Genomic DNA, 19815 nt, shown 5'->3' with positions numbered 1-19815 from the left:
GCAACCATCCCACAAACTGTATCGGTACTGTACCGATTCAGTGCACTACACTCGCTTCGTCATCCTTGCATTGATTCCGCAGACGAAGAGAGCATCACCATGGACTATTTCACCGTCAGCGCGCTGCCCGCCGGCATGCTGTTCGCGCTCGTCACCTCGATCACGCCCGGCCCGAACAACACGATGCTGCTCGCGTCCGGCGTCAACTTCGGCTTTCGTCGCACGCTGCCGCACATGTTCGGCATCAGTTCGGGCGTCGCGATCCTGATGCTGTCGGTCGGCTTCGGCCTCGGCGAAGCGTTCAAGCGGATCCCGATTCTTTACACGCTGCTCGAAACCGCAAGCGTCGTTTATCTGCTGTATCTCGCGTGGCGCATCGGCACGTCGGGCGAAGTGCGCGCTCACAACGGCAAATCGCGTCCGATGACGTTCGTCGAAGCGATCGCATTCCAATGGGTCAATCCGAAAGCGTGGATGATGGTGCTGACCGCCGCAACGACGATCCAGCTCTCCGCCGACTACGGCCGCAACGCCGTCTGGATGGCGCTCGTGTTCGTCTTCGTCGGCCTGCCGTGCATCAGTGTCTGGGCGGCGTTCGGTCAGGGGCTGCGCGGTTTTCTGTCCAATCCGCGATGGCTGCGCGCGTTCAATATCACGATGGCCGCGTTGCTCGTTCTGTCGCTTTATCCGCTGTTCGCGAAGGTCGCCGGCCACTGAAACGCTTCGCCCCGTTGTGATCCGATCCGGTAAAGCGTACGCTTTCCTTCCGGACATCGGTTCGCCGCATCGCGGACCCGTCCCGGCCGGGAGAACGCAGATGAAGCCACTGCTGAAAGCAGGCGATCGGATCGAAGGCCTGCATTGGGTTGCCGAGTACCGCCATCGCGCACATCTGATTCGCGTGCTGCGCGAGCGTGCCGAAGTGGGCACTTACGGCGCACCGTCCGCGCTGTTCGGCGACGAGGAGGAGATGGGCGCGTCGACGCCTGCCGATCACCGCGGCCGAGAAGCCGCATTGCGCGCGTATCTGCGCCACTTCGCGAAGGTCCACGACGCCGAGGAATGACGGGGCGCGAACGCGTCGCCCCGTCGATCGTCGCAATGGCTCGCCCCCATCATGCCAATCACGCCGCTCGCGTTGGCGCGCTCGGCTCCCCGTCGCGCAGCACAGCCGCGCGCTTGACCATCAGCGCACCCGCCGCAATCAGCGCCGGCACCGCGAGCATCGAAAAAATCGTGTCGAATCCGAGTTGCGCCTGCAGCAGCAAGCCTCCCGAAAACGCTCCCAGAATTCCGCCAAAGCGCCCGACGCCGAGCATCCACGCGACGCCCGTCGCGCGCCCGCTCGTCGGATAGAACGCCGCCGCGAGCGCCGGCAGCGACGATTGCGCACCATTCATGCAAACGCCCGCGACGAACACGACAGCCGCGAGCAGCGCGAGGTGCCCGGCCTGCAATCCGATCATCCACACGAACAACGCCGTCAGCGCATACGTGACCGCAATCACTCGATGCGGCTCGAAGCGGTCCATCAGCCAGCCGCACGCGATCGCGCCGATGCCGCCGCCGAGCGGGAACAGCGCGGTGACGAGCGCCGCATCGCGCACCGTGAAGCCCGTGTCGCGAATCAGCGTCGGCAGCCAGCTCGTCATCAGGTAGTAGACGAGCAGCCCCATGAAGTAAGTGAGCCACAGCATCGCGGTGCCGGCGCGATAGCGCGGCGACAACACGACGGCCGCACCCGAGCGCCGCTGCTCGCCGTGGTCGTCGGACAGCACGAAGCGCACGCCGTCGAACGGCGCATCGGGCGCGATCCTCCGCAGCACCGCCGCGATCCGCTCGTGCGGCGCGCCGCGCAGCACCATGAAACGGATCGACTCGGGTAGCGCGACCAGCAATGCGCCGAGCACGAGCGGCGCGACGCCGCCGACGATAAAGACGCTGCGCCATCCGTGATCGGGAATCAGCGCAGCGGCGACGAGGCCGCCCGCCGACGAGCCGAGCGTGAAGCCGCAGAACATCGTGTTGACGAGGAACGAGCGTTTCGCGTGCGGCGCGTACTCGGCCATCAGCGTCGTCGCGTTCGGCATCGCGGCGCCAAGGCCGAGCCCCGTCAACAACCGCAGCACCGCGAGTTCCGTCACCGACTGCGTGAAAGCGCAGCCGATGCTGAAGAGTCCGAACAGCACGACCGAGCCCACCAGCACGCGCTTGCGGCCGATCCTGTCGGCGAGCGGGCCTGCCGTCAGCGCGCCGAGCGCGAGGCCGACGAGCGCCGCGCTCATCACCGGCCCGAGCGCGGCTTTCGTCGCGTGCCATTCCTGGCCGAGCGCAGGCGCAACGAAGCCGATCGCAGCGGTATCGAAGCCGTCCGCCGCGACGATCAGAAAACACAGGATCAAAATCAGCCACTGATAAGGCGAAAAGCGCCGTTCGTCGATGAACTGCTGCACATCGAGCTGGCGCGCGAGGTCGGTCATTGCTGTCTCCGTTGGGGTTATCGTCGACGCGTTCGCGTCCTGCGCCGATACGATGCCGGCGCGTGTCGTCACGCACGGGCGGCGGCCGTTGTTCGGCGCGCCGTCCGTGCGGTGTGTCGCTTCGTGTTGCGTGCTTCTCGTGCTTCTCGTGCTTCTCGGGTCGTTCGTATCGAGCGAGGTCAGGCTGCGCTGTCTTCTTCGCCGAAGATGCGCTGCGCGAGGTGGAATGCAGAATTCGCCGCGGGCACGCCGCAGTAGATCGCGGTCTGCAGCAGCACTTCCTTGATCTCGTCGCGCGTCACGCCGTTGTTCTTCGCTGCCCGCAGATGCAGCGCAAGTTCCTCGCCGCGGTTGAGCGCGACCATCATCGCGATCGTCAGCAGGCTGCGCGTGTGGCGCGGCAGGCCGTCGCGCGTCCAGATCTCACCCCACGCATAGCGCGTGATCAGATTCTGGAATTCGTCGGTCAGCTCGGTGCGGTTCGCGAGCGAGCGGTCGACGTGCGCATCGCCGAGCACCGCGCGGCGCACGTTCATGCCCGCTTCGTAACGTTGATCGTCGTTCATCTCGATGCGCTCGCGTCAGGCCGTCAGGAAATCGATCAGCGTGCGATTGAAGCCGCCCGCACATTCGATGTTCGAGATGTGCGCGCAGTCGAATTCGACATGCTTCGCGCCCGCGACCGACGCGGCGAGCGCGCGCCCCTGGTCCGGCGGCGTCGAAAGGTCGTGCGCGCCCGTCACGACGAGCGTCGGCACCGCGATGCCCTTTACTTCATCGCGCAGATCGGCGGCATTCAGCGCGTCGCAGTTCGCCGCGTAGCCGTCCTTGTCCGTGTGATTGAACGTATCGCGGATCACGTCGATGAGGCGCGGCTCATGCTCGAAGAATGCGGCCGTGAACCAGCGCGGCAGCACCGCGTCGGCGAGCGCCGCCATCCCTTCGGTGCGCGCCTTCTGCGCGCGCGGCCCCCATATTTCCGGCGAGCCGATTCTGGCCGACGTGTTCGACAGCACCACGCGATCGATGCGCCCCGCATGGCGCGCGGCGAGCGCCGCGCCCGTCAGGCCGCCCATCGAGATACCGCAGAAATGCGCGCGTGCGATTCCGACGTGATCGAGGAGGCCGATCACGTCGCCCGCCAGTTGCGCGATCGTGTACGAGCCCGCCGGCGCGTCCGAATGGCCGTGACCGCGCGTGTCGTAGCGCAGCAGATTGAAGTGCGCGGTCAGCGGGCCGATCTGCGGTGCCCACATCGACAGGTCCGCGCCGAGCGAGTTCGAGAACACGAGCCACGGCGCGTCGGCGCGCGCCGCGCGATCGATCCGGTAATGCAGTCGCACTCCATCGACTGAAGCGAAAGGCATGGGAATCCCTCCTTAATGGCGGCTCGCGTGGAGCGCGAGCACGGCGTCGACATAGGCGTGCGCCTCGCCGACGTAATGAGCGGGGTCGAGCAACTGCCGCAGCGCATCCGGCGCGAGGTGCGCGGCGACGTCAGGGTCCGCGGCCAGCACGTCGTGCAGTGAGCGGCCGCTGCGCACGGCTTCCTTCGATGCGCGCTCGACGAGATGATGCGCGTCGAGCCGGCCGATCTTCTCGCCGAGCGCGAGCATCACCGCCTCGCCGAGCACGAGGCCGTGCGTCGCGTCGAGATTTTCGGCCAAACGCGCGACGTCGACAGTGAGGCCATCGACGATCTGCGCGATCTGCGCGAGCGCGCCGCCCGCGAGCCGCGCGAGTTCGGGCAGCGCATCCCACTCGGCTTGCCAGCCGCCGAGCGCGCGCTCGTGCTCCTGAACCATGCCGGCGAGCACGGTCGACACGAGCCCCGGCGCGCGCACGGCCGCGGTCAGCACGGCCGCGCAGCCGACCGGATTGCGCTTGTGCGGCATCGTCGACGAGCCGCCCTTGCCCGCCGCGGCAGGCTCCGCGAGTTCGCCGATCTCCGTCTGCATCGACAGCGAAATGTCTCGCGCGATCTTGCCGAGCGTGCCGATCAGCATCCCGAAGCAAGCGGCGGTCTCGGCGATCCGGTCGCGCTGCGTGTGCCACGGCACGGCCGGCAGCGCGAGCTGCAGATCGTCCGCGAGCGCGCGCGCCACCGCGGACGCCGCGTCGCGCAGGCTCGCGAGCGTGCCCGCCGCGCCGCCGAACTGCAACGCGAGCGCGCGCTCGCGCAATGCTGCGACACGCTCGCGATGACGGAGCAGCGCGTCGAGCCATTGCGCGAACTTCAATCCGAGCGTGATCGGCAGCGCCTGCTGCAACCACGTGCGGCCGATCATCGGCGTCGCGCGGTGCGCGGCCGCGAGCGCCGCAAGCGTCGCGCACGTGTCGCGCAGCAGCGGATCGAGCCAGTCGAACGTGTCGCGAAGTTGCAGCACGGTCGCCGTATCGATGATGTCCTGGCTCGTCGCGCCCCAGTGCACGTACTTCGCCGCTTCGACGTCGCGCGCCTTCACGTGCGCGGTCAGTTGCCTGACGAGCGGAATCGCGAGGTTGCCGCCGAACGCCGCTTCGCGCATCAGCGCTTGCGCGTCGAGTGCGCCGGCCGTGCATGCGGCCTCGATCGGCTGCACCGCGCTCGCCGGAATCACGCCGTTCGCGGCGAGCGCGCGCGCGAGCGCCGCTTCAACGTCGAGCATCCGTTGCAACGTCGCATGCGGCGACCAGATCCGGTTGAGCGGTTCGCTTCCGCAAACGAGAGCGGTCAGGCGGGCACTGTCTTCGAGCATGGAGTCGATCGAAAAAAACGAATTGCGCTTATTGTCCACCGAAGCGCCGGACGTTGCGCGATCGGCCGTTCAGCCAATCGCGGCCAATCCGCGCCAATCGCGCCGGGCCGCCGAGCGAAGCGAGCGGCGCCGCGCCACATCACGCCGCAGCCTTCTGCGTCGCGTCGACGAGCGGCACGCCCGTGAGCTTCTGCAGCGCGTCGAACGAGAGGTCGGCGAAAATCTCGCGCACGGCGAGGCCGTCGCGCGTCACGTCGAGCACCGCGAGATCGGTGTAGATGCGGTCGACGCAGCGCACGCCCGTCACCGGGTACGAGCATTCGGCGACGATCTTGCTCTCGCCCTGCTTCGTCAGGTGCTCCATCATCACGAACACCTGCTTCGCGCCGATCGCGAGATCCATCGCGCCGCCCACCGCGGGAATCGCGTCGGGCGCGCCCGTGTGCCAGTTCGCGAGGTCGCCTTGCGCGGACACCTGGAATGCGCCGAGCACGCAATAGTCGAGATGGCCGCCGCGCATCATCGCGAACGAATCCGCGTGATGGAAGTACGCGCCGCCCGTGAGCAGCGTCACGTGCTGCTTGCCGGCGTTGATCAGCTCGTCGTCCTCTTCACCCGGCGCGGGGGCGGGGCCCATGCCGAGCAGGCCGTTCTCGCTGTGCAGGAAGATTTCCTTGCTCGGATCGAGATGGTTCGCGACGAGCGTCGGCACGCCGATGCCGAGGTTCACGTATGCGCCTTCGGGAATGTCTTGCGCGACGCGCTTCGCCATGTCGTCGCGGGTCAGTCGTTTCATCGTGTTCTCCTCGGGGATTCAGGCGGCGCGCTCGGCGGCCAGCTCGGCCGCATGCGCGGCCTGCGGCACTTCGACGATGCGCTGCACGAAGATGCCGGGCGTCACGATGTGCTCGGGATTCAGCGCGCCGAGCGGCACGACTTCCGACACCTGCACGATCGACGTCTTCGCGGCCATCGCCATCACCGGCCCGAAGTTGCGCGCGGTCTTTCGATAGACGAGGTTGCCCCAGCGGTCGCCCTGGTGCGCCTTCACGAGCGCGAAATCCGCGTGGATCGGCGTCTCGAACACGTAGTGCTTGCCGTCGATCACGCGCGTTTCCTTGCCTTCGGCGAGCTTCGTGCCGTAGCCCGTCGGCGAGAAGAAGCCGCCGATGCCGGCGCCCGCCGCGCGAATCCGCTCGGCGAGATTGCCTTGCGGCACCAGCTCGAGCTCGATTTCGCCCGCGCGATACAGCGCGTCGAACACCTGCGAATCGGCCTGACGCGGGAACGAACAGATGATCCTGCGCACGCGCTTCGCCTTCAGCAGCGCGGCGAGGCCCGTCTCGCCGTTGCCGGCGTTGTTGTTGACGATCGTCAGGTCGCGCGCGCCCTGCGCGATCAGCGCGTCGATCAGTTCGGCGGGCATCCCGGCCGTGCCGAAGCCGCCGATCATGATCGTCGCGCCGTCGTGGACATCGGCCACCGCCGACTGGAGGGAATCGAAAATCTTGTTGACCATGTCTCTTCCTATGCGAATCCGCGCGCACGCGCCCGTCGCGGCACGCGTTCGCGCGAGAAACTGCGCGCTTCGCCAGACGATCCGATTTGTTCTAATTACGAACTCAGATTCGATTAGCGAACGGTTTGCCGATCATAGAGGCGCGTGCGCACGATTGTCAAGGCAACGCCAGCCGGCCCCGTGTCCGCGGTTGCGGCGCGACACGCTCACGCTGCGGCGACCTCGTCGAACGATGACGCGATGCCCGCCGCATCGTCGAACGGCAAGCCGACGTAGTTCTCCGCGAGAGACTGCGCGGCCGCGCGCGAACGCGTCACGTACTTGAGCTCGGCGCGCTTCAGCCGATTGACGAACGGCGAATCGTCGACCGACGGATGCAGCATATTCGTCATCCAATACGAAAAATGCTCGGCGCGCCATATCCGTTCCAGACAGGTTGACGAGTAGGCATCGAGCAGATCGTCTTGCCCGTCGCGGTAGCGCGTGCCCAGCGCGCGCGAGAGCGCCCGAACGTCGGCGACCGCGAGATTCATCCCCTTCGCGCCCGTCGGCGGCACGATGTGCGCGGCATCGCCCGCGAGAAACAGCCGGCCGTACTGCATCGTCTCCGACACGAAGCTGCGCATCGGCGTCACGCTCTTCTGCGTGATGCGGCCTTCGTTCGGCGTCCAGCCGCCTTCGTTTTCGAAACGCGTGCGCAGCTCTTCCCAGATCCGCGCATCCGGCCATTCGGCCAGGTTCTCGTCGGGCCGGCATTGCAGGTACAGTCGAGTGACGGTCGGCGAGCGCATCGAGAACAGCGCGAAGCCGCGCGCGTGGTGCGCATAGACGAGCTCGTCGAGCGACGGCGCCGCATCGGCAAGGATGCCGAGCCACGCGTACGGATACACGCGCTCGAACGTGCGCAGCCGTTCGGCCGGGATCGTCTGGCGCGCGACGCCGTGAAAGCCGTCGCAGCCGGCGATGTAGTCGCAATCGATCCGGTCGGTGCGGCCGTCCGCGTGCGTGAACGTCACCGAAGGCCGATCGGTTGCGACGCCGTGCAGCGCGACGTCGCGCACGTCGAAATGGATCGGCTGGCCGTTTTCGAGCGCGGCCGCGATCAGGTCGCGCACGACTTCGTGCTGGCTGTACACGGTGATCGCTCTGCCGGGCGTCAACACACCGAAGTCGATCCGGTGGCGGCGGCCGTCGAACAGCAGTTCGATGCCGCGATGAACGAGCCCCTCGCGCCGCATCCGCGCGCCCAGGCCCGCTTCGTTCAGCGTGTCGACGGTGCCCTGCTCGAGCACGCCGGCGCGAATCCGGTTCTCGCAGTATTCGCGCGAGCGCGCTTCGAGCACGACGGCGTCGATGCCTTGCAGACGGAGCAGATGGGAAAGCAGCAGGCCGGACGGGCCGGCGCCGATGATCGCGACTTGCGCGCGCATTGTTCGTCTCCTGTGTCGATCGGCGTTGGCGCTTTGGCGCTTATGTCGGCCGGAGTCGATGCTTCTGTCCGCACTGACTCCGGCCCCGCGCTTCGCACTCCGGTCGCATGCAATATGAACATTGATTCGAATAGCGAACAGATTGTCAGCGCTATCCCGACTATTCAGCAATGCAATTTAGGAGATAAGTTCTATATGGATATTCAATAGTAGTGATGCGATGCCTGATCTCGATCTGAACCTGATTCCTTATCTGGTCGCGCTCAACGAGACGCGCAACGTGAGCCGCGCGGGCGAGTTGCTAGGCGTGAGCCAGCCGCGCGTGAGCGCCGCGCTCGGGCGGCTGCGCGAGCACTTCGGCGATCCGCTGTTCGTGCGGACCTCGCGCGGCATGGAGCCGACGCCTCGCGCGCTCGCACTGATTCCGGCCGCGCGCGACGCGCTCGCGAGCATCGAGCGCGGCCTCGGCGCGCCGCACGACTTCGATCCGGCGAAGAGCGCGCGCACGTTCTCGATCGCGTTGTCCGACGTCGGCGAGATCGTGTTCCTGCCGAGGCTGCTGCAGGCGTTCGCGGAACGCGCGCCGCACGCGAACCTGCGCTCGGCATCGCTGTCGCACGCGCAAGTCGCGCACGCGCTCGAGGACGGCGGCATCGATCTCGCGGTCGGCTACTTTCCGGATCTCGGCGGCACGAACTTCTTTCAGCAGCGGCTCTTCACGCACCGCTTCATCTGCCTGCTGCGGCGCGGCCACCCGCTCGCCGAGCGGCCGCTCACGCTCGAGCGGTTCCTCGCGTGCGGCCACGCGGTCGTGCGCGCGGAAGGCCGCAGCCAGGAAGTGCTCGAGCAGTATCTGGCGAAGCGGCGGCTCGCGCGCCGGGCGGTGCTCGAGACGCCGCATTTCATGAGCCTGCCGTTCATCCTGAGCCGCACCGATCTGATCGCGACCGTCCCGCACGCGATCGGCTATGCGTATGCAACCGAGCACGCATCGATCACGCTCGTCGAGCCGCCGCTGCCGTTGCCGCGCTTCGACCTGAAGCAGCATTGGCATCGCAAGTTCCACAACGATCCGAGCATCGCATGGCTGCGCGGCGTCGTCGCCGGGCTGTTCAACGATGCGCTCGACGAATGGCCGAAGTGACGGCGAGCGGCAACCGCAAGCGGCGCGTGCGGCTACGCTCGCCCGTCGTTTGCAAACGCGAACCGCAGCGCACGCTCGCAGCGAAAGCATGAAACAATGATCGACCGGCCGCAGCATCAGCGGTCTTCATGGAGTTCAGAGCATATGGCTAAAGGAAAGACCGCGAGCAAGGCGGCAGGCAAGCGGGCCGCCCGTGAGGCGGCCCGCACGAGCGCGCCGGCGAACCGGCCGAGCCGCGACGAAGCCGAAGCGGCCGTTCGCGTGCTGCTGCGCTGGGCGGGCGACGATCCGGAACGCGAAGGTCTCGTCGACACGCCGGCGCGCGTCGTCCGCGCATACGAAGAATTCTTCGTCGGCTACGCGCTCGAGCCGCGCGACATTCTTGCGCGCACGTTCAGCGAGGTCGACGGCTACGACGAGATGATCGTGCTGAAGGATATCCGCTTCGAAAGCTATTGCGAGCATCATATGGTGCCGATCATCGGCCGCGCGCACGTCGCGTATCTGCCGAATCATCGCGTCGTCGGCATCTCGAAGCTCGCGCGTCTCGTCGATGCGTTCGCGAAGCGCCTGCAGATCCAGGAAAAGATGACGGTGCAGATCGCCGACACGCTGTTCGATGTGCTGCAGCCGAAAGGCGTCGGCGTGATTCTCGAGGCCGCGCACCAGTGCATCTCGACGCGCGGCATCCACAAGCCCGGCGTCGAGATGGTGACGTCGCGGATGCTCGGCACGTTCCGCTCCGATCCGACGACGCGCCGCGAATTCCTGTCGATCGTCGCGAACCCTTCCTCGGTCAACCTGACGAATACGTAAATGCAGCCGAGCATGAAACCAGCCACCCCGCCCGTCGTGCTCGTGACGGGCGCCGCGCGGCGCGCGGGCCGGGCGTTCGCGTTGCGCTTCGCCGCGCGCGGCTATCGCGTAGCGGTGCACTACGACCGCTCGGCCGACGCCGCGCAGGCGGTCGTGCGCGAGATCGAATCGTCGGGCGGCGAAGCCGTCGCGCTGCAGGCGGACCTCGCGCACGCGGAGGCGATCACGCAGCTCGTCGATGCGGTCTACGCGCGCTTCGGCCGTCTCGACGTGCTCGTGAACAACGCGTCCGTGTTCTGGCAGGACCATCTGCCGAGCTTCGATCTCGCCGCATTCGACAACGCGTGGGCGATCAACTGCCGCGCACCGGTCCTGCTGACGCGCGCGTACTACGAGCGTGCGAAGGCGGCGCTCGCGCAGGGCGTCGTGATCAACGTCGTCGATCAGAAGATCAAGGAAAACTTCCATCGCGACCACTTCAGCTACACGGTCGCGAAAGCGGCGCTCGGCAATCTCACGCAGATGCTCGCGCTGTCGGCGAGCCCGGTGCTGCGCGTGAACGCGGTGTTTCCTGGATTGATGCTGCCGAGCGACGATCAGACGCCCGCCGATTTCGAGCACGCGAGCCGCGCATCGACGCCGCTTGCGCGGATCGCCGGACCGAACGACGTCGCGGACGCGATCCTGCTGTTGACGGGGCCTGCGTACAACGGCGCCGATTTCGTCGTCGACGCGGGACAGAATCTGATCCGCGTCGATCAGGACGTGCTGTACAAGCACCGGTCGCCGGCCGGCAAGCATTGATTCGGTGCGACGGCGGCAAGCGGCAACCGCGCCGCCCGCTCAGTCCTTCTCGGCCTGATCCTTGTCGCTCTCGCGAATCTTCCCCTGCGCGACGCTGCTGCCGGGCGGCACGCTGTGCGTGAGCCACACGTTGCCGCCGATCACCGAGCCCTTGCCGATCGTCACGCGGCCGAGGATCGTCGCGCCCGCATAGATGACCACATCGTCCTCGACGACCGGATGCCGCGCGTTGCCCTTGACGAGCATCCCGTCGCCGTCGGCGGGAAAGCTCTTCGCGCCGAGCGTGACCGCCTGATAGACGCGCACGCGCTCGCCGATGATCGCGGTCTCGCCAATCACGACGCCCGTGCCGTGGTCGATGAAGAAGCTCGAGCCGATTTGCGCGCCCGGATGGATGTCGATGCCCGTCGCCGAGTGCGCGATCTCGTTGATGAAGCGCGCGAGCAGCGGCACGCCGAGCCGATACAGCGCATGGGCAAGCCGGTGGTGCATCATCGCGAGCACGCCCGGATAGCAGAGCAGGATTTCGGTGATGTGCTGCGCGGCCGGATCGCCGGTGTATGCGGCCTGGATGTCGCTGACGAGAAGCGCGCGGATGCGGGGCAACTGCGTGCCGAACTCGCGCGCGATCTCGAACGCGCGTTCGTCGAGCACGGCAAGCGGCGTCTCCGCGTGCTCGGGCAGGAACCGCAGCGCGCGGCGAATCTGCTCGGCGAGCAGGCGCAGCGTGCTTTCGAGCGTATGGCCGACGTAGTAGTCGACGGTCTCGTCGGTCAGATCGGGCGCGCCGTAATGCGTCGGGAACATCGACGCGCGCAAGCCCGACACGATCGTGCAGATCGCATCGCGCGACGGCAACTCGCGAATGCCTCGCGGATGGCGCGTGCGGTGCAGCTTCTCGCGCGATTCACGCAGGTCGGCGACGATCTGTTCGAGGCCCCAGTTTCGGGCGGATTTCGACATAGGCAAAAACGCACGGCCGCGCTTGCGCATACGGCCGCCTGATAAAAGTGACGGGTTCCGCAAGATTACCGCGTTTTTGCCGTGTCAGCGGAGTGCGCGTCGCCGCGCCGTCCTAAATGGTGAGACTGCTCGCGTCGATCCATCGGACGGCCCAATCGCGCGCATGCGCGATCGCCGCGTCTTCGTCGTTGAAATGCAGATCGGAGGGAAAGAAGCGATTCGCAACCAGTTCGCCGTCGCTCGATCGCGAGATGACGACGTAGGGCTGGAAGGAGCCGTCGCTCGCGCGCGCCGGCGCGCAGTTCAACAGATACCCGCGATGCGTGAATGCAGTAGTCGTAGAGTGCATAAGTCCGCCCACCTTAAGTCCCCTTTACCTTCTTCTTCGCTACCCGTCCGTTAAGGATGCCGCGGCGCCCGATGCGGGTGGAAGCGGGTGCGCCGAATGTCGCGCACCGCTTGTCGGAAAAGAATCATACTCTGTAGGAAACGCGTCTTCTAGCTGAAATAATTATTTGGAAAGCGCGACGCGCGGTGCGGCAGCGGCGCTCGCACGCGCATCCTTTTCCGTGTTGCCCGGAACGGCTCTTCGAAGGTCCGGGCGTCGCGCCGCCGGGATGACAGCGATGAATCCGTTCGAACGCAAGACGCCCGCCGATGGCGGCCGCGCGCATCCGCGCAGCGCCGAGCTGTACAACGACGCGACGCACGACAGCACCGTCGACACCGATGGCAAGAACCGCGAAGCCGCCCGCATCGCGAGCGGCGGGCCGATTTCTCCTGACCAGATCACGACGAGCAACGCGTCGCTCGACAATGCGATGCCCGAGACGCCCGACGGCTTCGCCGGCTTCGACAGCCGGCCCGGCGGCAATCGTCCGCAGTTCGCGCTGCGGGCGGGCTACACGGTCGTCGACAAAGGGTTCGACGCCGCCGCGTCACGCGATGCGCGCGCGGACGACGAGTTCCCGTCGTCTTATCATCCGCCGCGCCGGCCGGGGCGCATCGTCGAGCTCGCGCCGGTTTCGCGTTGAAGCCGATGTCGATGCCGATGTGATGGCGGCTTGACGTCGTCGGCACGCGCGTACCGACGCGGCGGCGGTTCGTGCCGCGAGCGATCGTTATCGCCGCACAGTCTCCGCACGGCAGCTCGGCCGCGTTTGCAGTCGCCCATCAAGACGTTCGTGCGCCTACGTGTCTGACCCGGCCAAGCGTTTGATTCGGGCGTTTGAATACGCAAGCCGCGCGATCGTCGCGCGGCTCGCCGCGGCATCGATGCAACGCCATCGGTCCTCACGCCGCATGCGAAATCGGTACCGGTACCAACGTCGATATCCGTCGACGTCGATACGCACTCGCGCTCACCCGCCCGACACCCCTTGCACGTTCACGTACAGCGAATACAAGCCATGACTCGCCGCCATGAACAGCCGGTTCCTGTGCCGCCCGCCGAAGCAGACGTTCGCGCAACGCTCGGGCAGCGCGATGTGCCCGAGCGCAACGCCTTCGGGCGTGAATACGCGCACGCCGTCGAGCTCGTCGGTGCCCATTCCCCAGCCGCACCACAAGTTGCCGTTCACGTCGATTCGAAAGCCATCCGGCGTGCCCTGCCCCGCGTCGATCAGCACGCGTTCGTTGCGTAGCGTCTTGCCGTCGGCCGCGACGTCGTACGCCCGGATCGTGCGCGGCCGCCCCTTCGATTCGACGACATAGAGCACCGATTCGTCCGGCGAAAACGCGAGACCGTTCGGCCCGAGCACGCCGTCAACGGCGACTTCGGCCGCGCCCGTATGCGGGTCGATCCGATAGACGCGCTCCGGCACTTCGGACTCCTGCTTCTCGCCTTCGTAAAAGCTCTGGATGCCGAAATCCGGATCGCTGAACCAGATCGAGCCGTCGGACTTCACGATCACGTCGTTCGGCGAATTGAAGCGCTTGCCCGCGCAACGCTCGGCGAGCACGGTGATCGATCCGTCGTATTCGGTGCGCGTGACGCGGCGCGTCAGGTGCTCGCATGTGACGAGCCGCCCTGTGCGATCGCGCGTGTTGCCGTTCGCGTTATTCGACGGCTGGCGAAACACGCCGACCATGCCGCTCTGCTCGTCCCAACGCAGCATCCGATTGTTCGGAATGTCGCTCCACAGCAAATAGCGGCCGTCGCCGAACCACACCGGCCCTTCGGACCAGCGCGCACCTTGAAACAGACATTCAACGGATGCCGACGCCAGCCGCAGCGCGCCGAAGCGCGGATCGAGCACGCGCACCGCGGGGTCGGGATAACGTCGCGAGCCGATCTCGTTCATCGCGCTCACGCCTGGCCGAGCCGGCCGTCGCGCAGGCGCCAGAGGCCGAGCGGATTCGCGTCGGCGAGCGCGTCGGGCAGCAGCGCCGCGGGCAGGTCCTGATAGCAGACGGGCCGCAGGAAGCGCTCGATCGCCAGCGCGCCGACCGACGTGCTGCGCGAATCCGACGTCGCCGGAAACGGCCCGCCGTGCACCATCGCGTGCGCGACCTCGACGCCCGTCGGATAGCCGTTCGCGACGATGCGGCCCGCGCGGCGCTCGAGCGTCGGCAGCAGTTTGCGCGCCAGATCGACATCGTCGTCTTCGAGATGCAGCGTCGCGCTCAGTTGCCCTTCGACGTGCTCGGCAAGCGCGATCATCTCGCCGATGTCGCGGCACGCGACGACGAGCGACGTCGGCCCGAAGATCTCGGCTTCGAGCTGCGGGTCCTGGACGAATTGCGTCTGCGTCGTCGTGAAAAGCGTGGGCAACGCGGCGTTCCGCGCGTCGCTGCGCGCGCCTTGCGCGACCTCGCTGACGCCGGCCGCCGCACGACGCGCCGCGACCGCGCTCTCGTACGACGACGCGATGCCCGACGTCAGCATCGTCTGCGCGCCCTTTTGCGCGAGCGCCTGCGCGGCCGCATCGACGAACGCCTTCAGGTCGGGCCCTTCGAGCGCGACGACGAGCCCCGGGTTCGTGCAGAACTGCCCGACGCCGAGCGTCAACGATTCGACGAAGCCTTGCGCGATCTTCGCGCCGCGCGCGCGCAACGCGCCTGGCAACACGAAGAACGGATTGATGCTGCTCATTTCCGCGAAGACCGGAATCGGCTCGCGCCGCCGCGCGGCGACGCCCATCAGCGCGATGCCGCCCGCGCGCGAGCCGGTGAAGCCGACCGCCTGGATCGCCGGATGCGCGACAAGCGCCTCGCCGATCGCGTTGCCTGCGCCGACGACGAGCGAGAACACGCCTTCGTGCAGTCCGCAATCGGCAACCGCCTGCCGGATCGCGCGTCCGACGAGTTCCGACGTGCCGAGATGCGCGGGATGCGCCTTCGCGACGACCGGGCAGCCGGCCGCGAACGCCGACGCGGTATCGCCGCCCGCCACCGAGAACGCGAGTGGAAAGTTGCTCGCGCCGAACACCGCGACGGGGCCGACCGGAATTTTCTGCAAGCGCAGATCGGCGCGCGGGATCGGCTTGCGCTCGGGTAGTGCGGAATCGAGCGTCGCATTCAGCCAGCGGCCGTCGCGCACGACCGACGCGAACAGCCTGAGCTGGCCGACCGTGCGCGCACGCTCGCCTTCGAGGCGGGTGACGGGCAACGCCGATTCCGCGTGCGCGCGCTCGATCAATCGATCGCCAAGCCCTACGATGCGCTCGGCCACCGCCTCGAGAAAACGCGCGCGCGTCTCGAGCGGCGTCTGGCGAAACGAATCGAACGCGGCGTTCGCGAGGCGGCACGCGCGGTCGACATCGCCCGCGCCGCCCGCGCCGAACGCCGGCTCGAGCTCGATACCTCGCGCCGGATCGCAAGCGCGCATCGTGCCTTCGGTGCCGCGCACCGCGGCCGAGCCAATCAACATCTCCCCAGTGATCTGCATGCTTCCTCCGGATTGGAAAGTTTGCCGCGGGCGGCGCGCGCGGGCCGCTGCGGGAGCCGCCGGCCGACGATTCAGGACGTTCAGGACGATCGGGCGGCTCGATGCGCCGCGCCGATCCGGCACACGTGAATCGCATTATCGTGCCAGACGAGGCGGCGCGCTGCTCGGCCGACTGGCGAACGACCGGCGAACGGACGTGCACGCGAACGCCCGTGGCAAGCAACAGTGCGATGTGTCGGCTCGCTTCTTTGTCGCGATGAGAAGAGGATGCGGCAGGCCCTTGAGGATCGACGTCTCGATGCGTTCGAACCGCCGCGCGACACGAGCGCCGGCAACGGATCGCGGCCCCGCGCGCGTTTGGCGATCATCGCTTTCGAAAAAGCGGTCACGCTCACCAACACGGGTTGTTCCGTCCCACCCTGCGCCCCGTACTCGGCATCGCAAACTTGTAAGGCAGCTCCTGCCGATCGAGATAGGCCTGGATCGTCGGCCATTGCACGTCTGCGAACAGCATTTCGCAGACGTGCGGCACATCGGGCGAAGCGCCGCCAACGCCGATCAGGTCCGGCAGCGAATACCGGTTGGCGTCCTCGGTCAGCACCTCGAGCGCAACATACGGCATATGTCTCCTCCTTCTCCGGTCGAGCGAAACGGACCCGCGGAGCGCAGCGGGCGCCCCCGCCCGATGTGCTTCGAACCAGCGCCGGCCCGCGCCGGCCGGTAGGCAAGCTGGTCAAGTCTATTACGGCATCGCGGCGCGCGGCGTCGATCGACCCAGCCGGCATGCCGGTCGCGCGCGAAAAATCGACGGCGCCGGATCGAATCCGGAAAAATGCGGCGCCGCGTTTACTCCGCCGCGTCAGTTCGCCGCACCTCGGTCAGTAATCGTTTACTTTGTAAAAAGACGTCGTCAAACTCGACCGGCCGAACGGCCGATCTTTTCTCAACTGCACCACGGAGACATCATGTATCAGCGCATTCTTGTCGCAGTCGACGGCAGCGAAACGGCACGCCACGCATTCGACGCGGCGCTCGACATCGCCAGGACGAGCGGCGCGGAACTGCAGCCCTTCTACGTCGTGGAAAACGCCGCGATCTATTACAACGTGCCCGGCTACGATCCGTCGATCCTGCGCACGCAGCTCCTCCAGCAGGGCAACGAGCTCGCGAAGGAATTCGCGGAGAAAATGCAGGCGGCCGGCGTGCGAGGCGCGCTGAAGGTCGGCGAGGCGACGTCGCTCGCCGACGTGCCGTCGCTCATCGTCGAAGGCGCGAAAGCGTTCGGCGCGGATCTGCTCGTGCTCGGCACGCACGGCCGGCGCGGTTTCAAACGGCTCGTGCTCGGCAGCGTCGCCGAACAGTGCGTGCGCCATTCGGCGCTGCCCGTGCTGTTGATCCCGGCCGCCGCGCACCCGGAAGATCGGGAAAGCTGACCAAACGCAATGGCTGCGATGTTTCGCCGCAACCGCGCGTTGCGGCCGAACAAGGAAATCGCACGGGGAGTCGCGGCGTTTTGTCGCTAAACAGGCTTAGTCCACGATGGGACAATGGCTTTACCGATTCAACCTCAGAGCCATCCATCATGCTTACGCCCGTCGCCCGACCTGCCGCCGCCGCGGCTCCCGTCCATGCCTCCAGCACGTGGGCGCCGCGTCAGGCCGCGCACTGCTCGACGTGCGCGATGCGTCATCTCTGCATGCCTCAGGGGCTCGCGCCGGAGGCGCTCGCGCGCCTCGAATCCGTGATCTGCACCGCCCGCCCGGTCCGCCGCGGCGAAACGCTGTTCCGCGAGGGCGACACGTTCGACAGCCTGTACGCGGTGCGCTCAGGATCGCTGAAGACCATCGCGACGCGCCACGACGGCCGCGAGCAGGTCACCGGCCTGCATCTCGCGGGCGAGGCGCTCGGCCTCGACGGCATCTGCGACGACGCGCATCCGCGCACCGCGGTCGCGCTCGAAGACAGCTCGGTCTGCGTGATTCCGTACAGCGCGCTGAAAACGCTGTGCTCGGAAGCGGGCACGATGCAGTTGCGGATGCACAAGCTGATGAGCGAGCAGATCGTCCGCGAGACGTCGCAGACGATGGTGCTCGGCTCGCTGAACGCCGAGGAGCGCGTCGCGGCGTTCCTGCTCGACGTGTCGTCGCGTTACATGAAGCGCGGCTATTCGCCGAACGAATTCAACCTGCGGATGACGCGTGAGGACATCGGCAGCTATCTCGGCATGACGCTCGAGACGGTCAGCCGCACGCTGTCGAAATTCCACAAGCGCGGCCTGATCGAGATGCACGGCCGGATGGTCCGCATCGTCGATTTCGACGGCCTGCACCGGCTGTAACCGGGCACGAAGCGTCCGCCCTTTCCCTTCGCCGAATCCACTGATCAATCGAGATACTGCGCGGCGCTCGCCTTGAGCGCCGCGCTGAACTCGTCCAGCCAGCCGATCGACAATCGCCAGCTCTGCCAATAGAGCTCGACGTCGATGCTCCTTCCGTCCGACAAATCGACGAGCTCGCCCGCGGCGATCTGGCGCTCGACCATCCGCTCCGGACACATGCCCCAGCCGAGCCCCGCCTCGCACGCGCGCAGATAGCCCGCGACGTGCGGAATCCAGTGCTGCGGCGGATCGAGATCGACGCGCGTCACGCGCCGGATGAAGCGCGCCTGCAGGCTGTCCTTCGGATTGAACATCACGCATGGCGCGCGCCGCAGCGCGTCGCGGTTGACGCCGTTGCCGAAATAGCGCGCGTGGAACGCGGGCGAGCATACCGCGTGATAGCGCATCCGGCCGAGACGCGTCGAGCGGCAGCCCTGGATCGGCTCCGCGAGCGCCGTCACCGCGCCCTGCACGCTGCCGTCGCGAATCCGCTCCGCGGTGTAGTCCTGATCGTCGATCACGAGATCGAGCAACGTGCCGCTTTCCGCGCAGAACGGGCCGACCGCGTCGACGAACCAGGTCGCGACGCTGTCGTCGTTGACGGCGACGCGCAGCGTCGGCCACGCCCCCGCTTCCGCGCCCGCAAACGCGGGCATATGCCCGGACAGCTCGGCCTCCAGCATGCGCACCCGCTCGGTGTGGCGGCACAGCAGCGCGCCCGACGTCGTCGCGACGCACGGCTGCCCGCGCTTCACGAGCACGCTGCCCACCCGCTCCTCCAGCAGCTTCACGCGCTGCGACACCGCCGAAGGCGACACGTTGAGCGCTTTTGCCGCCCGTTCGAACGAGCCGTGACGGATCACTTCGGCAAGCGCATCGAGCAACGCGTAGTCGAGCATCAGTTTTCCTTAATCAGGATTAGATGATTTAGCTTTTCTGATTCAAGCGATCATCGCAGACTAGCGCCTCCCGCTCCGTTAGTCCACCGCCCGAAGCCACAACGAACATGAACTGGATCGCTTTCTCTCACGGCGCGATGCTGTGCGCATCGCTCATCGTCACCATCGGCGCGCAGAACGCGTTCATCCTCCGGCAGGGGATCATGCGCTCGCACGTCGGCAAGATCGTGCTGCTCTGCACGCTGTCGGACATGCTGCTGATCGGCGCGGGCGTCGGCGGCGCGTCGGTGCTCGTCGAGCGCTATCCGACTTTCGTTCACGCGGTGCTGTATGTCGGCCTCGCGTATCTCGCGTGGTTCGGCCTGAGCGCGCTGCGCCGCGCATTCAAGCCCGGACACGAGACGCTCGACGCGACGGGCGGGGCTGTCGCGCCGCCCGCGCAGCGCGCCTGGACGATCGTGCTGATGACGCTCGCATTCACGTGGCTCAACCCGCACGTTTATCTGGACACGTTCCTGCTGATCGGCACGGCCGGCGCGCGCGAGCCGGAAGGCGCACGCAGCGCGTTCGCGATCGGCGCGATGGCCGTCAGCGCGGTGTGGTTCGTCGCGCTCGGATACGGCGCGCGATTGCTCGCGCCGTGGTTCAAGCGCGCGCTCGCGTGGCGCGTGCTCGACGGCGCGATCGGCAGCATGGTGCTGTTCCTCGCGGCGGTGCAGTTGCGGTGACGTGAAAGATCCGGTTTGCCGCGCTCGC

The 19815-nt window shown here is 67.1% G+C and carries 22 protein-coding genes; 9 read left to right on the top strand and 13 right to left on the bottom strand.

All coding sequences use genetic code 11. The features are described 5' to 3' along the window. Nucleotides 1-99: 99 nt before the first annotated feature. Together WS92_RS03445 and WS92_RS03440 are read left to right on the top strand one after the other, a co-directional pair. Nucleotides 100-717: a LysE family translocator gene (locus tag WS92_RS03445; protein ID WP_006028411.1), complete on the top strand. Its 618-nt coding sequence runs from the start codon at nt 100-102 to the stop codon at nt 715-717. A 100-nt stretch (nt 718-817) separates the two neighbouring features. After that, on the top strand, nt 818-1066 hold the full coding sequence (locus tag WS92_RS03440) for a hypothetical protein (RefSeq protein WP_006028410.1): 249 nt from the start codon (nt 818-820) through the stop codon (nt 1064-1066). A gap of 58 nt (nt 1067-1124) precedes the next feature. Here WS92_RS03440 and WS92_RS03435 read toward each other — a convergent pair whose 3' ends face one another. From WS92_RS03435 to pobA, 7 genes are all read right to left on the bottom strand, one after another. After that, the gene (locus WS92_RS03435; protein WP_059933609.1) at nt 1125-2480 is read right to left on the bottom strand and encodes an MFS transporter; all 1356 of its coding nucleotides are present in this window, start codon (nt 2478-2480) and stop codon (nt 1125-1127) included. 179 nt (nt 2481-2659) lie between these two features. Further along, a complete protein-coding gene (gene pcaC / locus WS92_RS03430; RefSeq protein WP_006028408.1) occupies nt 2660-3046 on the bottom strand; it encodes a 4-carboxymuconolactone decarboxylase in 387 nt (128 codons plus the stop codon). A 15-nt stretch (nt 3047-3061) separates the two neighbouring features. Beyond that, nucleotides 3062-3847: a 3-oxoadipate enol-lactonase gene (gene pcaD / locus WS92_RS03425; protein WP_009914085.1), complete on the bottom strand. Its 786-nt coding sequence runs from the start codon at nt 3845-3847 to the stop codon at nt 3062-3064. Between the two features lie 12 nt (nt 3848-3859). Continuing rightward, nucleotides 3860-5218, bottom strand: a complete 1359-nt coding sequence (locus WS92_RS03420; RefSeq protein ID WP_059933675.1) for a 3-carboxy-cis,cis-muconate cycloisomerase — start codon at nt 5216-5218, stop codon at nt 3860-3862. A 139-nt stretch (nt 5219-5357) separates the two neighbouring features. Beyond that, complete coding sequence (locus WS92_RS03415; protein WP_015602988.1) at nt 5358-6014, bottom strand: CoA transferase subunit B; 657 nt, start codon at nt 6012-6014, stop codon at nt 5358-5360. A gap of 18 nt (nt 6015-6032) precedes the next feature. Next, nucleotides 6033-6737: a 3-oxoacid CoA-transferase subunit A gene (locus tag WS92_RS03410; protein ID WP_059933612.1), complete on the bottom strand. Its 705-nt coding sequence runs from the start codon at nt 6735-6737 to the stop codon at nt 6033-6035. 206 nt (nt 6738-6943) lie between these two features. Further along, nucleotides 6944-8167 carry a 4-hydroxybenzoate 3-monooxygenase gene (gene pobA, locus WS92_RS03405; protein ID WP_059933615.1) on the bottom strand — a complete coding sequence of 408 codons (1224 nt, stop codon included), beginning with the start codon at nt 8165-8167 and terminating at the stop codon, nt 6944-6946. Nucleotides 8168-8387: 220 nt separating this feature from the next. Here pobA and WS92_RS03400 point away from each other — a divergent pair, with 220 nt between their 5' ends. The 3 genes from WS92_RS03400 to WS92_RS03390 all read left to right on the top strand — a co-directional run bounded on the left by WS92_RS03400 (nt 8388) and on the right by WS92_RS03390 (nt 10931). Then, nucleotides 8388-9311 (top strand): LysR family transcriptional regulator, encoded by a 924-nt coding sequence (locus WS92_RS03400; RefSeq protein WP_006028402.1) that lies wholly within the window; start codon nt 8388-8390, stop codon nt 9309-9311. A 144-nt stretch (nt 9312-9455) separates the two neighbouring features. Beyond that, complete coding sequence (gene folE, locus WS92_RS03395) at nt 9456-10127, top strand: GTP cyclohydrolase I FolE (RefSeq protein ID WP_006028401.1); 672 nt, start codon at nt 9456-9458, stop codon at nt 10125-10127. After that, nucleotides 10128-10931 (top strand): SDR family oxidoreductase, encoded by an 804-nt coding sequence (locus WS92_RS03390; protein ID WP_059933618.1) that lies wholly within the window; start codon nt 10128-10130, stop codon nt 10929-10931. A gap of 39 nt (nt 10932-10970) precedes the next feature. Here the strand turns inward: WS92_RS03390 and epsC are convergent, their stop codons facing one another. Together epsC and WS92_RS03380 are read right to left on the bottom strand one after the other, a co-directional pair. Continuing rightward, nucleotides 10971-11894, bottom strand: coding sequence for a serine O-acetyltransferase EpsC (epsC, locus tag WS92_RS03385; protein ID WP_006028399.1), 924 nt, complete (start codon nt 11892-11894; stop codon nt 10971-10973). 112 nt (nt 11895-12006) lie between these two features. After that, nucleotides 12007-12243 carry an HlyU family transcriptional regulator gene (locus tag WS92_RS03380; protein WP_009914080.1) on the bottom strand — a complete coding sequence of 79 codons (237 nt, stop codon included), beginning with the start codon at nt 12241-12243 and terminating at the stop codon, nt 12007-12009. Nucleotides 12244-12511: 268 nt separating this feature from the next. On the opposite strand from WS92_RS03380, the gene WS92_RS03375 reads away from it, so the two are divergent. Beyond that, nucleotides 12512-12928 carry a DUF3005 domain-containing protein gene (locus WS92_RS03375; RefSeq protein ID WP_006028397.1) on the top strand — a complete coding sequence of 139 codons (417 nt, stop codon included), beginning with the start codon at nt 12512-12514 and terminating at the stop codon, nt 12926-12928. Between the two features lie 327 nt (nt 12929-13255). On the opposite strand, the gene WS92_RS03370 is transcribed toward WS92_RS03375, so the two are convergent. The 3 genes from WS92_RS03370 to WS92_RS03360 form a co-directional block, all read right to left on the bottom strand. Then, nucleotides 13256-14197: an SMP-30/gluconolactonase/LRE family protein gene (locus tag WS92_RS03370; RefSeq protein ID WP_059933678.1), complete on the bottom strand. Its 942-nt coding sequence runs from the start codon at nt 14195-14197 to the stop codon at nt 13256-13258. Between the two features lie 5 nt (nt 14198-14202). Further along, a complete protein-coding gene (locus tag WS92_RS03365; RefSeq protein ID WP_059933621.1) occupies nt 14203-15783 on the bottom strand; it encodes an aldehyde dehydrogenase (NADP(+)) in 1581 nt (526 codons plus the stop codon). Nucleotides 15784-16174: 391 nt separating this feature from the next. Beyond that, complete coding sequence (locus WS92_RS03360) at nt 16175-16405, bottom strand: hypothetical protein (RefSeq protein WP_009914076.1); 231 nt, start codon at nt 16403-16405, stop codon at nt 16175-16177. A gap of 343 nt (nt 16406-16748) precedes the next feature. Here WS92_RS03360 and WS92_RS03355 point away from each other — a divergent pair, with 343 nt between their 5' ends. Both WS92_RS03355 and fnr read left to right on the top strand, forming a co-directional pair. Then, a complete protein-coding gene (locus WS92_RS03355) occupies nt 16749-17216 on the top strand; it encodes a universal stress protein (RefSeq protein WP_006028393.1) in 468 nt (155 codons plus the stop codon). Between the two features lie 149 nt (nt 17217-17365). After that, entirely contained in the window at nt 17366-18121 is a 756-nt protein-coding gene (gene fnr / locus WS92_RS03350) for a fumarate/nitrate reduction transcriptional regulator Fnr (RefSeq protein ID WP_009914074.1), read from the top strand. Between the two features lie 44 nt (nt 18122-18165). Here the strand turns inward: fnr and WS92_RS03345 are convergent, their stop codons facing one another. Continuing rightward, complete coding sequence (locus WS92_RS03345; RefSeq protein ID WP_006028391.1) at nt 18166-19059, bottom strand: LysR family transcriptional regulator ArgP; 894 nt, start codon at nt 19057-19059, stop codon at nt 18166-18168. A 107-nt stretch (nt 19060-19166) separates the two neighbouring features. Here WS92_RS03345 and WS92_RS03340 point away from each other — a divergent pair, with 107 nt between their 5' ends. Next, the gene (locus tag WS92_RS03340) at nt 19167-19787 is read left to right on the top strand and encodes a LysE/ArgO family amino acid transporter (RefSeq protein ID WP_006028390.1); all 621 of its coding nucleotides are present in this window, start codon (nt 19167-19169) and stop codon (nt 19785-19787) included. Nucleotides 19788-19815: the final 28 nt, after the last annotated feature.

The organism is Burkholderia sp. MSMB1588, from assembly GCF_001546925.1.
Classification (GTDB): Bacteria; Pseudomonadota; Gammaproteobacteria; order Burkholderiales; family Burkholderiaceae; genus Burkholderia; species Burkholderia humptydooensis.
Note: the sequence above shows the minus strand (reverse complement) of the source record. Positions and strands in the feature narration are given on the sequence as shown.